Source organism: uncultured Chryseobacterium sp. (assembly GCF_913776365.1).
Taxonomy (GTDB): domain Bacteria; phylum Bacteroidota; class Bacteroidia; order Flavobacteriales; family Weeksellaceae; genus Chryseobacterium.
Window position 1 is genome coordinate 108,850 of the sequence record NZ_CAJYMO010000318.1, and the last position, 16,942, is coordinate 125,791.

The 16,942-nt window shown below is 42.7% G+C and carries 14 protein-coding genes; 10 read left to right on the top strand and 4 right to left on the bottom strand.

The window, feature by feature from the left end; translation table 11 throughout:
• The first annotated feature begins 138 nt into the window (after positions 1–138).
• The 4 genes from QZ735_RS17205 to QZ735_RS17220 all read left to right on the top strand — a co-directional run bounded on the left by QZ735_RS17205 (position 139) and on the right by QZ735_RS17220 (position 5,425).
• Positions 139–2,817 (top strand): TonB-dependent receptor, encoded by a 2,679-nt coding sequence (locus QZ735_RS17205; RefSeq protein WP_294251076.1) that lies wholly within the window; start codon positions 139–141, stop codon positions 2,815–2,817.
• Between the two features lie 90 nt (positions 2,818–2,907).
• Entirely contained in the window at positions 2,908–3,345 is a 438-nt protein-coding gene (locus QZ735_RS17210; RefSeq protein WP_294251078.1) for a hypothetical protein, read from the top strand.
• A 34-nt stretch (positions 3,346–3,379) separates the two neighbouring features.
• Positions 3,380–4,372 carry an aspartate-semialdehyde dehydrogenase gene (locus QZ735_RS17215; RefSeq protein ID WP_294251081.1) on the top strand — a complete coding sequence of 331 codons (993 nt, stop codon included), beginning with the start codon at positions 3,380–3,382 and terminating at the stop codon, positions 4,370–4,372.
• Between the two features lie 54 nt (positions 4,373–4,426).
• Positions 4,427–5,425, top strand: coding sequence for a cation diffusion facilitator family transporter (locus QZ735_RS17220; protein ID WP_294251083.1), 999 nt, complete (start codon positions 4,427–4,429; stop codon positions 5,423–5,425).
• A gap of 126 nt (positions 5,426–5,551) precedes the next feature.
• Here QZ735_RS17220 and QZ735_RS17225 read toward each other — a convergent pair whose 3' ends face one another.
• The gene (locus QZ735_RS17225) at positions 5,552–5,992 is read right to left on the bottom strand and encodes an exosortase F system-associated protein (protein ID WP_294251086.1); all 441 of its coding nucleotides are present in this window, start codon (positions 5,990–5,992) and stop codon (positions 5,552–5,554) included.
• Entirely contained in the window at positions 5,979–6,509 is a 531-nt protein-coding gene (gene xrtF / locus QZ735_RS17230) for an exosortase family protein XrtF (RefSeq protein ID WP_294251088.1), read from the bottom strand. Before xrtF ends, QZ735_RS17225 begins: the two co-directional genes overlap by 14 nt.
• Positions 6,510–6,557: 48 nt before the next feature.
• Between xrtF and QZ735_RS17235 the strand changes: the two genes are divergently transcribed.
• From QZ735_RS17235 to QZ735_RS17255, 5 genes are all read left to right on the top strand, one after another.
• Positions 6,558–7,577 carry a phosphotransferase gene (locus QZ735_RS17235; protein ID WP_294251090.1) on the top strand — a complete coding sequence of 340 codons (1,020 nt, stop codon included), beginning with the start codon at positions 6,558–6,560 and terminating at the stop codon, positions 7,575–7,577.
• A 66-nt stretch (positions 7,578–7,643) separates the two neighbouring features.
• Positions 7,644–8,063 (top strand): RNase adapter RapZ, encoded by a 420-nt coding sequence (locus tag QZ735_RS17240; protein WP_294251094.1) that lies wholly within the window; start codon positions 7,644–7,646, stop codon positions 8,061–8,063.
• 105 nt (positions 8,064–8,168) lie between these two features.
• Positions 8,169–8,882: a nucleotidyltransferase family protein gene (locus QZ735_RS17245; RefSeq protein WP_294251097.1), complete on the top strand. Its 714-nt coding sequence runs from the start codon at positions 8,169–8,171 to the stop codon at positions 8,880–8,882.
• A gap of 6 nt (positions 8,883–8,888) precedes the next feature.
• Complete coding sequence (locus QZ735_RS17250; protein ID WP_294251100.1) at positions 8,889–9,641, top strand: TIGR00730 family Rossman fold protein; 753 nt, start codon at positions 8,889–8,891, stop codon at positions 9,639–9,641.
• Positions 9,642–9,698: 57 nt separating this feature from the next.
• On the top strand, positions 9,699–10,169 hold the full coding sequence (locus tag QZ735_RS17255; protein WP_294251103.1) for a DUF6702 family protein: 471 nt from the start codon (positions 9,699–9,701) through the stop codon (positions 10,167–10,169).
• 439 nt (positions 10,170–10,608) lie between these two features.
• Here the strand turns inward: QZ735_RS17255 and QZ735_RS17260 are convergent, their stop codons facing one another.
• Positions 10,609–12,756 (bottom strand): DUF5689 domain-containing protein, encoded by a 2,148-nt coding sequence (locus QZ735_RS17260; protein ID WP_294251105.1) that lies wholly within the window; start codon positions 12,754–12,756, stop codon positions 10,609–10,611.
• 15 nt (positions 12,757–12,771) lie between these two features.
• Positions 12,772–15,504 carry a carboxypeptidase-like regulatory domain-containing protein gene (locus QZ735_RS17265; protein ID WP_294251107.1) on the bottom strand — a complete coding sequence of 911 codons (2,733 nt, stop codon included), beginning with the start codon at positions 15,502–15,504 and terminating at the stop codon, positions 12,772–12,774.
• Between the two features lie 228 nt (positions 15,505–15,732).
• Between QZ735_RS17265 and QZ735_RS17270 the strand changes: the two genes are divergently transcribed.
• Positions 15,733–16,920 carry an endonuclease gene (locus QZ735_RS17270; RefSeq protein WP_294251109.1) on the top strand — a complete coding sequence of 396 codons (1,188 nt, stop codon included), beginning with the start codon at positions 15,733–15,735 and terminating at the stop codon, positions 16,918–16,920.
• Positions 16,921–16,942 lie beyond the last annotated feature (22 nt).

Below are 16,942 nucleotides of genomic sequence, written 5' to 3' on the forward strand. Positions count from 1 at the left end.
CAATTATTATTCAATACATTGTAAATCAATTTCTTAAATCTTATTAAGATTCAGTAAAAATTAACATAAAGTTAATATTAGTTAAATTTTATTTCCTCAATTTTGCAGAAAATTTAAATCCAACTATTACTAACGATTATGAAATTAATCAACAAATCAATGCTAACTGCGATAATCACCTTATCTACGGCTAGTGTTTATTATGCACAACAGGTTCAGGATACTGTAAATGATACAAGATCCAAGGACATTGAACAGGTTGTACTAACAGGGGTTGCTGACATTGCCAAAGACAGAAAGACGCCTGTAGCAGTTTCAACGATCAAGGAAGCTCAGATTGTCGAAAGATTAGGAAACCAGGAATTCCCTGAGATCCTAAAAACAACACCTTCTATTTACTCTGCTAAAGGTGGTGGTGGATTTGGAGATGGCCGTTTGAATATTAGAGGATTTGATACAAATAACACTGCTGTAATGATTAATGGTGTACCCGTTAATGATATGGAAGGTGGTACCGTATATTGGTCAAACTGGGCCGGTCTGTCTGACGTTACTTCTGCAATGCAAATCCAGAGAGGTTTGGGTTCTTCGAAATTAGCTATCGCATCTGTTGGTGGTACTATTAATATCATTACGAGAGCTGCTGATAAGAAGAGAGAAGGTAATGTAACTGTAGGATTAGGTAATAATGGATATTTAAAAACTTTATTTTCCTACAACACGGGTAAAAATGATAAAGGATGGTCTACATCTTTCTTAATGAGCAGAACTGCAGGTAGTACATATATTGATGCGAGTGAATTTGAAGCATATAACTATTATTTTGCATTAGGTTTCCAACCAAATAAAAAACATGATTTTCAGTTTACTTTTACTGGAGCACCACAATGGCACATGCAAAATTTCCAGAGCAGAATTGATAAATTCATTCAATATGGAAATGGTGTTGACGAACCTAACAGAAGATATAATTCTAACTGGGGAATGCTGAATGGTGAGGTAATGTCTCAATCTGTAAACTTCTATAGCAAACCGGTAGCTTCTATTAACTGGGATTGGAACATCTCTGAAAAATCAAAGTTATCTACAGTAGGATACGCATCTTGGGGTAGAGGTGGAGGAACTGGTGTGATGGGAAGCATTAATGGATCCAATATCAATAACTTACCTAAAAGCTCAGAAGGCCTTATTCGATTTGATGATATTGTTAGATGGAACCAAGGACAAAATGTGATCTGGGATCCTACCGTAGGAAACAACACAGGAATCAACAAAATAAATGCTACACCAGGTATTGCAACAAGATCAAATGGATTAACAAGAAGAGCAAGCATAAATTCTCATGACTGGTATGGTATCCTTACAAACTTCCAGCATAAAATTAATGAGAACTGGAATTTTTCAGCAGGATTTGATGGAAGATATTATTATGGATATCACCCAGGAGTATTAACAGAACTTTGGGGTAATACAAAATATATTGAAAAAGACAATAAAAACATTCCTGCCGGATATGATGTTACTCTAGTACAGGACCCGACACCTTCTGCAAATCCGTTTGTAAAAGCTGTTAAAGATGAGTCTCAGATCGTTTATAGAAATTACAACGGTGAAGTTTTATGGGGTGGTATTTTTGGACAGTTAGAATATACCAATGACAAAATTTCAGCATTCATTCAGGGATCTGCTTCAGAACAAGGATATAGCAGAATTGATAACTGGATTATTGATGGAGTTACAGTTCAGCAAGGTCAGGTTGTAAATACAAAAACTCCAATGAAATTCCTTTTTGGGTTTAATGCAAAAGGAGGTGTAAATTACAACATCGATGGACAGAATAATGTCTTTGTTAACTTAGGATATTATTCTAAGCAACCGAACTTCTTTGCTGTTTACAATTCACCGCTTGCACCAGACAACAACAGTGTAAATCCTCTTATTAACACAAGAGACGGTAGAGCAACAGGTAACCAACAGATTGTAAACCCTTTATTAACTAATGAAAAAATTGCTTCTGCTGAAGTTGGATATGGATTTAGAAGTGGAATTTTTAATGCCAATGTAAACCTTTATTATACTTCATGGAAAGATAGATACCAAAGATTTTCGAATTTACCAGGTATTGCTATCAACCCATCATTACCAGCAACCGGAACTAACCTTTATAACAGACCATATGCAAATATGACTGGTATTCAGGAAATTCATATGGGAATAGAATTTGAAGGAAGCTTGAAAGCTACGGATTATTTAACATTTAATGGTATGTTCTCTGTAGGAGACTGGCATTATAAAGGTAATCCAACAGGAAACCTATTCGACGAGAACGGAACTCCAATCAGCTTCAATGGCAGCACAGATGTTGTTTTTGCTTTAGATAAAGTGAAGGTTTCTGATGCAGCACAAACTACAGCATCTTTAGGATTTACTTTAAAGCCTGTTAAACCTTTGAGTATTTTTGGAACATGGAATTATGCTAATAATTATTTTGGTTTGATCAATTTTAACAGAGATTATCTGATTGAAAATGGTGTTGTGAAAGATGCGGCAAAGAATGGAGCACTGAAATATCCTCATTTTCACCTTTTTGATCTCGGAGCATCATATAAGTTTGATTTCAAAAATGGTCAAAGTCTGACATTGACAGGAAATGTTTATAACTTATTTGATACTACTTATATTTCTGATGGTAAATCAAGTATCCGTAATGGAGATTCAAATGCAACCAATCAGAATTGGAAAGGTATTGATACAGCCAACCAAGTATATTTTGGATTTGGTAGAACATGGTCAGCAGCACTTTCTTATAGATTTTAATAAACAACATTAGATTTTATAAATACCCATCCCGGCTTTTCGCCGGGATTTTTGTTATCTTTGTGTACTCGAAAAAAGAAAAAATAGATTATGGAATTTTACAACATTTTGCTCAATGCCCACAAAGGAATCGGATACCTGGAACTTCTGTTGGTGACCCTATTCGTAATTGCCCTTCTGGGGACCATGTTTGGCTTCAGTGGAAAGGTAAACGGTTTCCTGAAGAAAACCACCCTCTTCACCATGATTTTCTTCCACGTGCAGTTCCTGGCCGGCCTTGCCCTGCTGTTTGTTTCTCCCGGCGTGAAAGCAGCGATGTCTTCAGGGACCCTGATGAGTGATGCGTACTCCAGGTTCCAGTATGTAGAGCATCCGGTTTCCATGCTGATTGCAGCCATCCTGATGACCGTGGTTCACAAAAAAGTAAAAACCAATCCTACCCTTTCTTTAGGCATTGTCATCATGGGACTGATTGCCGTAGGTTTATTTGCATTAGCGTTCCCATGGACAAGAGTCTTCGGGGCATAATATAATAAATAACTTTATAAATTTTTATTCATCAATGAAAGTAGCTGTAGTAGGTTCAACAGGAATGGTTGGCCAGGTTATGCTGAAAGTTCTGGAAGAAAGAAACTTCCCTGTCACTGAATTAATCCCGGTAGCCTCCGAGAAATCCGTAGGAAAGAAGGTGAAGTATAAACAGGAAGAATTCACCATTGTCAGCATGAAAGACGCTATAGCTGCCAAACCTGATATCGCGATCTTCTCTGCCGGAGGTTCCATTTCCCTGGAATTTGCCCCGCTTTTTGCCGAAGCAGGAACGACGGTGATTGACAATTCCTCTGCCTGGAGAATGGATCCGGATAAAAAGCTGGTGGTGCCGGAAATCAATGCCGGTGTACTCACCAAAGATGACAAGATCATTGCCAACCCAAACTGTTCCACCATTCAGCTGGTGATGGTATTAGGCCCGCTGAATAAAAAATACGACCTGAAAAGGGTAATCGTTTCTACCTACCAGTCGGTAACGGGAACCGGAAAAGCTGCCGTAGACCAGCTGAACGGGGAAATTTCCGGTGATGCATCCGTTACCAAGGTATATCCGCACCAGATCTTCAAGAATGCCCTTCCGCACTGCGATGTTTTTGCGGATGACGATTACACGAAAGAGGAAATCAAACTGATGAAGGAGCCGAAGAAAATCCTGGGTGACGATACCTTTAACCTTACCGCGACAGCTGTAAGGGTTCCGGTACAGGGAGGACATTCGGAAAGTGTGAATATTGAATTCGAAAATGAATTTGATCTTGACGAGGTTAGAAAGATTCTATCCGAAACGCCGGGTGTTGTGGTGGTAGACAATGTTAAAAAGAATGAATACCCGATGCCGCTGTACTCGGAAGGCAAGGATGAGGTGTTTGTAGGAAGGATCAGACGGGACCTTTCACAACCCAAAACACTCAATCTCTGGATTGTGGCAGACAACCTCCGGAAAGGAGCCGCTACCAACGCTGTACAGATTGCAGAATATCTTATTGCACAGAACTTAGTCTAAACTAACAAATATAAAAAGAGTCTCAGCAGTGAGATTCTTTTTTTTATCAAACCTATGCACAGTCAGCAGACTCATACAAAAGATAAAATAGGCTTTCAGAAACTGATTGCCTTTTTCGGCGTTGTCCTTTTCATCGGAAAGATCATTGCCTGGAAACTTACCGGCTCGGATGCCGTATTTTCGGATGCCATGGAAAGCATCGTGAATGTTATCAGTGCCTTTATGGGACTTTATTCACTGTACCTGGCCGCCAAGCCGAAAGATGAAGGCCATCCTTACGGACACGGAAAGGTAGAATTTGTCACTTCAGGCATTGAAGGCGCGCTGATTGCCATTGCCGGTATCATGATCATCTATGAAGGCATCAACAGCCTGGTGGTGGGCAAGACCCTCAACAAGCTCGATTGGGGAATTGCCATCATTGCCGCTACCGCAGTCGTCAATTATTTGCTGGGCTATATTTCCATCAAAAAAGGAGAGCAGGAAAATTCCCTGGTACTGATCTCGTCCGGGAAACACCTGCAATCCGATACGGTTACTACGCTTGGTGTCGTTATCAGCCTTATTGTGGTTTACTTCACCAGGCTTTACTGGCTGGATTCCGTCGTGGCATTGCTGTTCGGATTCTATATCATTTACATCGGCTATAAGATCGTACGTAAATCACTAAGCGGAATTATGGACGAACAGGACCCTCAGCTGCTGGAAGAAATCATAAAAGTACTGGAAGAAAACCGGCGTACGGAATGGATCGATGTGCACAACCTTAAAATCCAGCAGTTCGGAGCTTCGCTCCACATAGATGCCCACATTACCCTGCCCTGGTACTACAGCCTCCGGGATGCCCACAAGGAAATGGAGAAAATGATCATCCTGCTGGCCGGCCGCATCCAGCGGAATATTGAGTTCAACTTTCATATGGATGACTGCAAGCCCATCTCCTGCCCGGTCTGCCGCATTGCCGACTGCCCTGTACGGGAACAGGACTTTGTAAAGAAAGTCACCTGGACTCCGGAAAATGTGACCTGCGGGGACAAACATACGGTGGAGTAATAAATTTTATTTTCGAGAATTTATTGTTTATAAAAGTAAAAATAGTGCAGCATGATATCGCGAATTTAAAACATGATATCGCGTTTAAAACATGATATCGCGGATTTAAAATCCGTGATATAGCTTTTACCTACCGCCACCCAAACGCACATGCCTCCGGTAATAAAACATCGGAATGATAAGCAGCAGGATGAGCGGCTGTATGACGAACCGCCGCATGTAGAAAGAGAAAAGATAACCGGTTTCGAACCTTCCGTAAATACAGTACAGGTAAATAGGGAATGTGATGGCAAATATAAGGGTGATAAGTACTGCCCCCTGTATCGTCCAGGCCTTGTTCCTGAACCAGAAATGAATGATGATACAGGAAAAGAAAAGGTTTAAGATGAACCGGAACAGATATCCGGCGATCAGTCTCCCCCATTCAAAAGAAGGGAAAGGGATGTGTTTATCCGCTTCATGAAAATAATGGAGAAAGGGATCATAGAAAAGGTCATTTTCCAGTACCCTTACACCGATCAGCCCGGAAATCCCGGCCGCTACTAAAAGCCAACTAAGAATTTTCATGTTTCAGGGCAAAAAATTTAATCCAGATGAGCCATAGCAGCACTACCGTACCGTAGATCACCGCGGGGAAAAGATAGTCATGAGCTGTTTTGCTGTAAGCCTTATACTCCATGACCACGATATTAAGGCCCACGATCCGGAGGACATTCATGGCGTACAGCAGCAGCAGGCCGGCAGGAACAAAAAGGAACGTTTTCTTCCCTTTGTAAAACGCAAAAACGAAAGCTACAAACAGGATCATCACGGAAACGGCATTGCAGCCTTCCACCATACGGGTGGGATATTCATTCCCCACCTGGAAATACACCTGTTCTCCTTTGACATCATCATAAAGCTGAGTAGGGTAACCCATTGCATTCTGGATGCTTCTGACCTGCTCTGCGATAGCTCTGGAAAAAGGATCAAGTCCCTGGTGCTGAAAATGGTTCAGGTAATACTGATATGCCAGAAGCATCACCACATAAATGATGATGAACCGCAGCAAAATACCCAAAACCGGTTTGAAATCCTTTAGCATATTGCAAAGATAGAAATTAGAGCGTAAATTACTATATTTGTTTCATCTATGAATGCTGAAAACGCAAAACGCTTTTTTGAAGAATATACCGGTCAGGAGGCCTCGGAATGGAAGATGCTTGCCCGGAGCGGTTCCGCCAGGGTGAATTTTCTGGCAGCTGCCGGAGATAAACAATATATCGTTACCTGCAATGGCAACATTCAGGAAAATGAGAGCTTCCTGTATTTCTCAAAGCTTTTTCAGGAACTGGACCTGAACACACCCGCAATTTTCAAGGTTTCCCCTGACCGGAAAGGCTATATTCAGGAATTCCTAGGGACCTCTACCCTCTCAGAGGTTATTGCTGCAGACGGATTATCGGATACCGTAAAATCCCTGGTAAGACAGACCCTGAAAGAACTGTACCGGCTTCAGGTATCCACACGTGAAAAAACAGACTTCAGCAAAACCTTTGAGTATGAGAGATACGATGAACTTCCGGTAACCCACGACCTCTATTACTTTAAAAATTTTACAGCGGATGTCCTGGAGCTGGAATACCATAAGGCTGCTTTGCTGAAAGAGTTTAAAAAGATCGTTACCCTGATTGAAAGCCTTGCTCCGAAAGGAATCATGATCCGCGATTTCCAGGCCAGGAACATCATGGTAGACGCCAAAGGGAAGATTTCTTTCATCGATTACCAGTCGGCTATGGAAGGGCCGCTGATGTATGATGTGATATCTTTTCTTTTCCAGGCAAAAGCTGATTTCCCGGAAGATTTTAAAAACGAAATGCTGGATTTTTATACCGGACAATTCGAAAGCCATGAAACAAGAGTTAAACTAAAAAATTCGGTAAAGCCGCTCCAGATGATGCGGTTCCTTCAGGTACTTGGAGCCTACGGCTTCAGGGGACTGATCCAGAGGAAACCTCATTTTACAGGCAGCCTCGAGAAAGGGATTAAAAATATTTCCGAACTGGCAGAAAGCTGGAACGGGATGAAAGAATACCCTGAACTGGAAAAGTTGATCCGCCAATTAGGTTCCGAAGGCACAAAAGAAAAAATAAACAGGATACTGAATGCGTAACGGCTTTCAAAAAAGGGCTGCTTAAGTGATCCATCATTACATTAAACCATTAAAGATATAAGATTCATGTTACACATCGACATACACAGTTTTTCATATAAAAAAGGAGGAATTCCGAAAGACGAAACCGGCAACGGCGGCGGCTTCACCTTCGATTGCCGCGGGATCCTGAATCCCGGAAGAGTAGAAGAATATAAAATCCAGACCGGAAACGATACAGGTGTCCAGGAATACCTGGAAACCAAAACGGATATGCCGAAGTTCCTGGAACTGATCAAAAGCCTCGTGTCCATCAATATCGATAATTATCTGGAAAGAGGTTTCGAAAACCTGCAGATCAATTTCGGATGCACAGGCGGCCAGCACAGATCGGTCTATTCTGCCATTAAAATTTCTCATTTTATTGAAGAAAAATACGGAGACCAGGTAGAAATCAGCCTTCATCACGACGAACAGCACCAGCTTAACATAGGTAATAAGCAATAGGTAATGAGCAGTATTTTAATTCATTAATTATTCATTACGATTAACGGCTATTGTTATATTACTTATCACCATTACCCATTACCCATTACTCATTACCCATAAAAAATGAAGGCCCTTATTTTTGCAGCAGGAAAAGGAACAAGGCTCAGACCTTTTACAGACCACCATCCCAAGGCACTGGCTAAGGTCAACGGAGTTCCGCTTTTGGAAAGGAATATCCGGTACCTGAAAGGTTTCGGCATTACTGATTTTGTCATTAACGTTCATCATTTCGGGAAGCAGATCACGGAATTCCTGAAGCAGCATGACGATTTCGGATGCACAATCGAGATTTCCGATGAATCGGAGGAGCTGCTGGAAACCGGTGGCGGACTGGTTTTTGCAAGACGGCTGTTGGATCACGGAGAAGATTTCCTGATCATGAATGCCGATATTTTAACGGATATCAATATCACAGACCTGGTTAATTACCACAAAAAGATAAAAGATTTTGCTACATTAGCAGTTTCGGACCGTGAAAGTTCAAGAAAACTGCTTTTTAACAACGATCTGGTGTTACGGGGATGGCTGAATGTACAGACCGGTGAGCAGCGGCTTGCGGAATTCAACAAAGGATTCAGAGCACTGGCGTTCAGCGGAGTTCACTGTATCAATCCGGTCATTTTTGAAAAAATCAAAAGGAAGGGTAAATTTTCCGTGATGGAAGAATATCTTGACCTTATGCATACCGAACAGATTCATGGATTTGTACATGACAGCATCCTGATCGATGTAGGAAGACCGGAATCCGTAACGGAGGCCGAAAAATATTTTAAATAACTGGAAATGGAAAAAGAAGGAAGCAGGGACGAAAGTCTGGTGAACCCCCAATTGGATACGAATGAAACCAGGCTGCATGAAAGCCTGAGAGGGAAAACATGGGATGAAACCATCATGAAGGACAGTTGGATGGTATTTAAGGTAATGGCTGAGTTTGTGGACGGCTATGAAAAGCTGGCCAAAATCGGACCATGTGTCTCTATCTTCGGATCTGCCAGGCTGAAGCCGGAAAGCAAATACTATGATATGGCTGTTGAAATTGCCGAGAAGATCACAAAAATCGGTTTCGGAATTATTACCGGCGGCGGACCCGGTATTATGGAAGCCGGAAACAAAGGGGCTTTCAATGCAAAAGGCAAATCCATCGGGCTGAACATCGACCTTCCCTTTGAACAGCATTTCAATCCTTATATCAACAAATCGTACTCGATGAATTTCGATTATTTCTTCGTCAGGAAAGTGATGTTCGTAAAATATTCCCAAGGATTCATCGTGATGCCCGGAGGATTCGGAACACTGGATGAGCTGACGGAGGCTTTAACACTGATCCAGACCAATAAAATCGGGAAGTTCCCGATCGTTATGGTAGGATCGGAATTCTGGGGCGGCCTGCTGGACTGGTTCAAGGATACCCTGCTCAGGGAACACATGATCAACGCAGACGATCTTGATCTTTACCGCGTGGTAGATACAGCAGATGAAGCTGTCGCGCATATCAAGGCATTCTACGATAAATATTCTGTGAATGTTAACTTTTAATGGCATGTTATTTGTCGCTTAACCTATATAATCATGATTGTAAATCTATTATCTGAGATGAAAAAAAGTATATGGATAACAGGAATTTCAGCACTTTTTGTATTGCTGAGTTTTACGTATGTAGACTTTTTCTCCTCGATGACAAAGGTGGATTATATTGATGGAAGTAAAACATTGAAGTTTACTACAAAAATGAATACGAACCATATTTCCGATGCTATCAAAATCAATCCGAATACTGCAGGATTTGAAGCCGAAGTGAAAAGATATGTAAATAATAATTTTGATGTATACGTCAATGGCTCACCGAAAACAATTACTTTCACCGGGAGTCAGGTAAGCGGAGAAACGGTATGGGTATATTTTGAAACCGGAGGCGTTTCGGATATCAGTACCCTGAAGATTAAGAACACGATCCTCCTGGGAGCTTTTCCCAAACAGATCAATCTGGTAAACATAGCCTATAAAGGAAGCCAGAAGACCATGAATTTCCAACGTGGAAAAGAAGTGAATGAAATCTCTTTCTAAAAAAATTTAACAAGTATAGAACCACTGCAGACGCAGTGGTTTTTTTTATGACAACGCCATGCCGACTGTATGTATGAATCATACGTAAAAGTTGAGGACCATCCAAAAAGCAGATCGTTAATAAAGCCAGGATATAGATAAAACCGTCTGATCTTATTAATGGACTAACCAGGCGATAAAGTCTAACAATAATTGCTGTATAATCGTAGCCGGCCTTACTCTTAAATGACTTCCCTGCTGATTACCTTATCTGCTCTATAGAAGCAGTCTTTGTGCAGGGTGAACGAAAAAGTAACCGGACTCAGGAAGTATTCAATCTTTTGCAGCGATTAATAAGATGGTATTTCTGCAGAGTACCCATCGGTCTTTCCTGCCGATTCCATGCCAGCAGTAAAAGCATGTGATATGTTTAGTAATGGTGGAATCTGCATACATTACCTCATTGCGCTTTTATTTTAAAATGATCTATTTCCCATGTAGCTGAGGCTGAATCTGTGGAAGTATACCTGAAGGCAACCCTTACATTCTTTCCGGCAAAGGCATTCAGGCTTACGTTTCCGGAATTGACCCAGTCACCGAATGCTCCCGTATTGGTATCCAGTACAGGATATAGCTGCATCCATACCGTTGTTGCAGGGTTTCCCGTATAATGCTCGGTTGCATAAACCTGCAGGGCATTCCCTGAATATCTTACATCCGATGTAAAACTGACTGCCGCCTTGGTTTTCCCGGCAAGGCTCACCGATCTGGAAATAAGCCAGTCTTCATTGGCATTGCCTGACCCTGTAAATCCGCTCATCACGGCATAATAATCTGTCCCGTTTCCCTGATTGGAGGTCGTCCAGCCCTGAGCGCCGGAAACACTTACAGCTGTCCAGTCTGAGCCTGCAGGGAAGCCTCCGGCTGTAAAAGCGTCGCTGTAAAGTACGGGAAGTACGGCAGGAAACGTTCCGTCACATCTCGGACTGGTAAATACAATATCGGAAAGTTGTGGGATCCAGAGTTGATAAGTGTCATTGAAGATACTTACAATTGCCTGAATATCACCTTTTCCCCCTGCAACTTCAATGGTACTGGCTTCCTTCAGACCAAAAACGGCACGCCCGTTGGTCCTCAATATAACCCTGCTTCCCAGGCAATCCTCCAGTGTTGTATTGGAAGGATAAGGCCCGTTAGCATAGGTTCTGCCCAGATCGTTGCTGATAAACTGAAGATCCCTGATCCTGACCCACCGGCCTACATCTGCCATGCTAAGCTGTGAAATCGTCCTTTCTGCCGGAACAACAGGTTCAGGTAATGTATGGCTGTCAAAGAAATACCTGAAAACCTCTTCATCCTTGATACGGTACAATACTGCTCCCGAAGCGTCATTGGAGCCCAGCTGAAGCTCATTGCCGACATTTCTGATATACAGGTCTTTTAGTTTGATATACAGCTCTTTTCCCACTTTGAACCGTTCTTCCGTATACAATCCGGTCCTGTTGATATTGATCCTGATTCCCCCGGTAGCATCCTGTGCATACAGGCATTTGAAAAAGTTTCCGGTCTGGTCATTCGCGGAAACCCGGACTTTCAGGTAAAATGCGCCCGTTACCTGTATAAGGCCTCCCTGAGAAAGATTGCCGGCCAGCTGCTTGAGTTCTGCTACGGATTTCGCGGTCAATCCATCAGCACTGAAACGGCAGGGATCTGATGTTTTACCGTCCAGCCTCGGAAAATGAGGGTCGGTACTGCTTTGGCCGGTGTTTTCCATATCGAGATCTGACAGTTTATTGATATACAACTGGTAAGCAGAATTGTATTTGCTTAAAATCCCTATGAATTTTCCGCGTCCCGCAGGAATAATGCGGTTGGCAAAAGATGCATAGCCACTGTTTCTTACAATGGCTTTTTTTTCGTAGGACTGGGTCTGCATATTCCATCCCTGCCCTATGGCCTTATTAGCCGTCTCTCCGTCGGGAGCAAAATTTGTACATAAAGCCCTTTCATCAAACTCTGCGTTGTCCAGCTGAATAAGACATCCGATAAGTTCATCATGACCTGCGAACTGCGCGATCGTGAGTACTTTGGGTACCACATTCACCCTTATGTTACAATCCCTGAAGATATGATCCGGAATTTCCTTTTCCGGAATCCGCGTGCCGGAAGAGGCGATCCGGCCCAGTTGCTTTACATTTCCATAGGTTGTAACAGCAAGCCCTTTCAATTCGATATAAATTTTGGAGCCTTGCGGAAACCGGGTATATGAACTGACCAGATCAATACTTACCGTGAGGCCTTCCGTTGGGTTTTCCGGTGCATCCTGCAGATAAAGGGTCTTATAGATATTCCCGGATTCATCTGTAGATGAGACGTACCCTTCGATATAAGCATTTTCTGTAATGACCTCACCGGCAGTTTTCAGCTTCAGATCATGAATTGTCCATTTCACGAATGCCTGCGCCGGATCTGCATAATAAGCGGCATTCCTGCACTGGTATCCACTGAGATCAGGGTTTTCATATTTATCATCGTGTACGCAGCCTATAGCCAGAAAAACAACAAGCAGGATACGGAAACAGGGTTGAATAAAATTGTATTTTTTCATAAGGATCAGAATACATTAAAAGCGAACATAAATATTGGTGAAGAAAGTTCTTCCTCTGTCGTACCATAGCTTAGGCCCGAAATAAGGGACTGCTCTCTGATAATCCTCCAGCGCATCCGGAAAGTTGGCCAGCCTTCCCTGTTCGAAACCGCCGGTGACATAATTCCTGTTGTCCAGGATGTTGTTTACAGAAATACTGATTCCCAATCTGTATTTTCTGATCATGAATGACTTTCCTGCATTCGCATTCAGCATCAGCTGGTCATCAAATTTCTTCTGTGCTGTCAGTTGCCGGATAAGATCCGGGGTTACTCCGTCATACAGCATATCCGTAGTACCGGGTACCGTATATAAAGTGGCCGTTTTATTCAGAGCAGAGAAATCAAGGTATTGGTCCATCAGGTAATTGGCTGAGGTTCCTATCCACCAGTATTCCGGCGAGCTGTATTTTAATCCGAAAGAAAAAGCCTTCTGCGGGGTTCCTGCCACCCTGTAATTTTTGATGTTAGCCGCACCAAAGCTCCTGAAACCATTCTGATCGTCGAATGCATAGACCTGGGGCCGGTTCGTAAAGGTATATTTGCCGGTGCTTGCCATACCTACAGCATTTAAAACAGAGGAAATTTTCAGATCAAATCCCAGTTCTGCGCCTATATACTGTTTACCGGCGCCACTCATGGCTTCATTGATCAGGGTGTTGTAAGATCCGGAATCCGTATTCACCGCGGCATAATATCTCGCAACCTCAGTGGCATTGCTGATGGTTGTGTAGTATGCCGATACCCTGAGTTTTACAATCCGGTCTCTCAGGATGTAGCTTATGTCATTCGAACTGATCATCTGATTTTTAACTCCCGGTGTGAGGTAATCCACGACCCTCGGATTAATATAGATTTCATTAAGGGTAGGTGCCAGGCTGAAAAATGCACCATTATACACCAAAAAATTCTTTCCGTTGATCTTATAGGTTATTTTTCCTTTCAACCCTGCATCCAGAGCATTGAAAACCGCACTTTTTCCTTTGGAATGGTCAGCAAAAAGAGCGATCCCGCTTTTATAGTCCCCGTTCCTGTAAGCCCGTGAATAGGAGGAAAAAACGGAAGCCATAATATTCCATCTTTTGAAATCAACCTCAGCAGAGATATTCAGCGAATACTGGTTTTTATGAAACTGATAAGAATATTGGGTGCGTTCTCCTTTCCGGACCTCAGCATCCGGATGATCGGCATCATACGGTGTATCATTATTAAAAGGATTGAGGTTATAAGCGTACCGGGCACCCAGCAGATCTTTGATTCTTCTGAAGTTATCAGAATAAAGGTTGTGATAATTGAAATTGATGTTCAGTTTCCAGTTATTGGCCGGACTTGTATCAAAATGGGAAGCAAAGCTGAAGATTCTGTCCCTGCTGACCTCCTCAACCAATGTGTAGGAAGCACCTTTTGAGGTTCCGTCCATATGGGTAAGGTTAATACGGTTGGTATTGTAGAGATCATTCCAGTCAATCTGGGACCGGCCTCGGAATTCATCAGCTGTTAAAAGACCGTAGCCCGGAAGATTTCTGTAGTAGGTAGGATTCGGGTCTGCTGCATGGAACCAGTCCAGGCGGCTCCGGGCATCACTTCCCGTCTGATAGGATACGGTGTTGATCCAATTCGAGTTTTTCCCTATTTTCAGGTAATCCGTGAGCATAACAACCGGTTCAAAGACATTCCTGATCCGGGAATTTCTTTTCTCTCCGTCCTGCCATCCCCAGTACGGATTATAATTTTTACCCATAAGGTCATAGACTTCCTGTGTGTTGGGAGCATTGGAAGCCCGGTATGTAGGGGAACCAAAAGCAGTCAGGTTCATTGAATGCCGGTTGCCGAACTGTTTTTCTGCAGTTCCGAAATAGGCATAGGCATCCTGGTAGACACCGTCTATAACCGCATGGTCTCCCCATCTCCTGCTTCCGGAAAACGTGAATGCCCATCCCTTCCCGGACAATCCGGAGGAATAGGTAGCCAGGATGCGGTGCAGATAGCTCCTGTTGGTAAACGAATAAGCCAGCGAAGTCTGTTTCCGGTAAGAAGATGCTCTGGTATTGTAGTATACTACCCCGCCCAGGTTTCCGAAAGTATACTCAGACGGTGCGTTATTGTAAACGGCTTCATAAGGATATCGGATAACATCATTGAGGCCGCCCCAGTTGCTGAAATCTGCTTTGCCGTCATCACTTTTAGACATATTAATCCCATTGAATAGCACTTCGCCAAACCGGGTGTCGGTACCTCTCGGCCGGAACCAGTAAGCGCCCAATTCAAATGCAGAAGCCCTCTGAAACGCATCTCTTCCTGAACTTAACAGCCCGACTGTGGGCTGCATACCGGCACTTTCATCGTCCGCAGTACCGGCAGACTCGTCAAGCATAACGAGGTCTGTATCACTTTCCGGATTGTAAATAAGCAATATGGTGCCCAGGTCTTTTTCTTTTGCAAATGCAGGTATATCAAATTCAAGGACTTTCGGCTCGTAATCGTTCTTGACAACGGTGATCCGGTAGCGGCCTGGTTTCAGGTCTGTAAACTGAAAGTAACCGGTTTTATCAGCAATGATATCCTTTCCGGACCCATCAAGGCCTATCACTGCATTTTCCACAGGATTGCTTTTCTGGTCTTTTACATAAGCGAACACTGTAGTCTGTGCATCATAATACGCTACAGGAAGCAGCGTGAACAAAGACACTAAAGATAATTTTTTAATCATGACTATTTGGTTTTTATCCTGCTGCTGTTGATCAACAACTGAAGCAGAATGTAAATTTAAATATTTTTTCAAATTCACAAAATAATAAATGTTATTTTTGAATAAAAATAATAATCATCGTAAAAATTAAAATAAATAACAAAATAAATAACTAATATCCGTAAATAATTAAAATTACATATAATACAACAAGGAGAGAGTTATGATTAAAAAAACAACAATAATAAAATGAAAAAATTTTCGATTTTATCAGCCGTACTGCTTTCCGTATTTGCTTTCTCTCAGGAAGGGAAACTCAGGAAAGTGGCTGCTGTAGGCTTTCTGAATGTGGAAAACCTCTGGGACACCATCCGTTCGGCAGATTATATAGACGGTACAAAGGAGGTAGAAAATCCTGCTTTTCACAGAAGCATCCCTGTGGATTCCATTACATTCCTGGAAGCAGAGAAATATGACGGTCCCTGGAACGATAATGCGCTGATCGGTAAAAAAGCCATCCGGTACCAGAGCGGTTCGGGTGATTTTACACCTTCAAGCGCTAAAAACTACGGTTCCAAGATCTATAAAATCAAACTTGCCAATGAGGCCAGGGTGATTTCCGAACTGGGAGCACAATATACCAGGACTGCTCCGGCAGTGGTCGGGCTGATTGAAGTGGAAAACCGGAAGGTTGTGGAAGACCTCATCTGCGAGCCGGCTCTGAAGAAGTATGATTATGGAATTATCCATTATAACTCGTATGATCACAGGGGAATTGATGTGGCTCTGATCTATCAGAAAAAAAGATTTACGCCTGTCAGTTCGCTGAAAAAAGAACTCACGGTTTTCGATAACAACGGAAGAAGGGAATACACACGGGATATCCTGGTCGTCAGCGGTTTCCTGGATCATGAAAAAGTAGCTTTTTTTATGAACCACTGGCCATCAAGAAGAGGCGGTGAAGCTTTATCACAATCTAAAAGAAATGCCGCTGCCGTTTTGCTGAAGCAGCAGATGGATAGCCTAAGAAGTACTGATCCTTCTGTAAAACTCATTGCCATGGGCGACTTCAATGATGATCCGGTGGATGCAAGCCTGAAAGATTACCTGCAGGCCAAAGGCAGCCGCAATGATCTGAGTGAAAAGACACCCTACCTGAACCTGATGTATCCGCTGTATAAGAAGGGCGTGGCTTCGCTCGCTTACCAGGATACCCCGAACCTGTTTGACCAGATCATCGTTTCCAAGAACCTGATTGCAGACCAGGTTACCAAAGCCTATTCCGTCTATAAAGCTGAAATTTTTGCGCCAGCTTATCTGATCAGCAGGGAGGGAAATTATAAAGGTTACCCATTCCGGTCCTGGGACGGAGACCGGTTTACCGGCGGTTACAGCGATCATTTTCCGGCATTTGTCATCCTCCAGCGGGAACCATAGTCATAAAGGTACTGTATTTGAA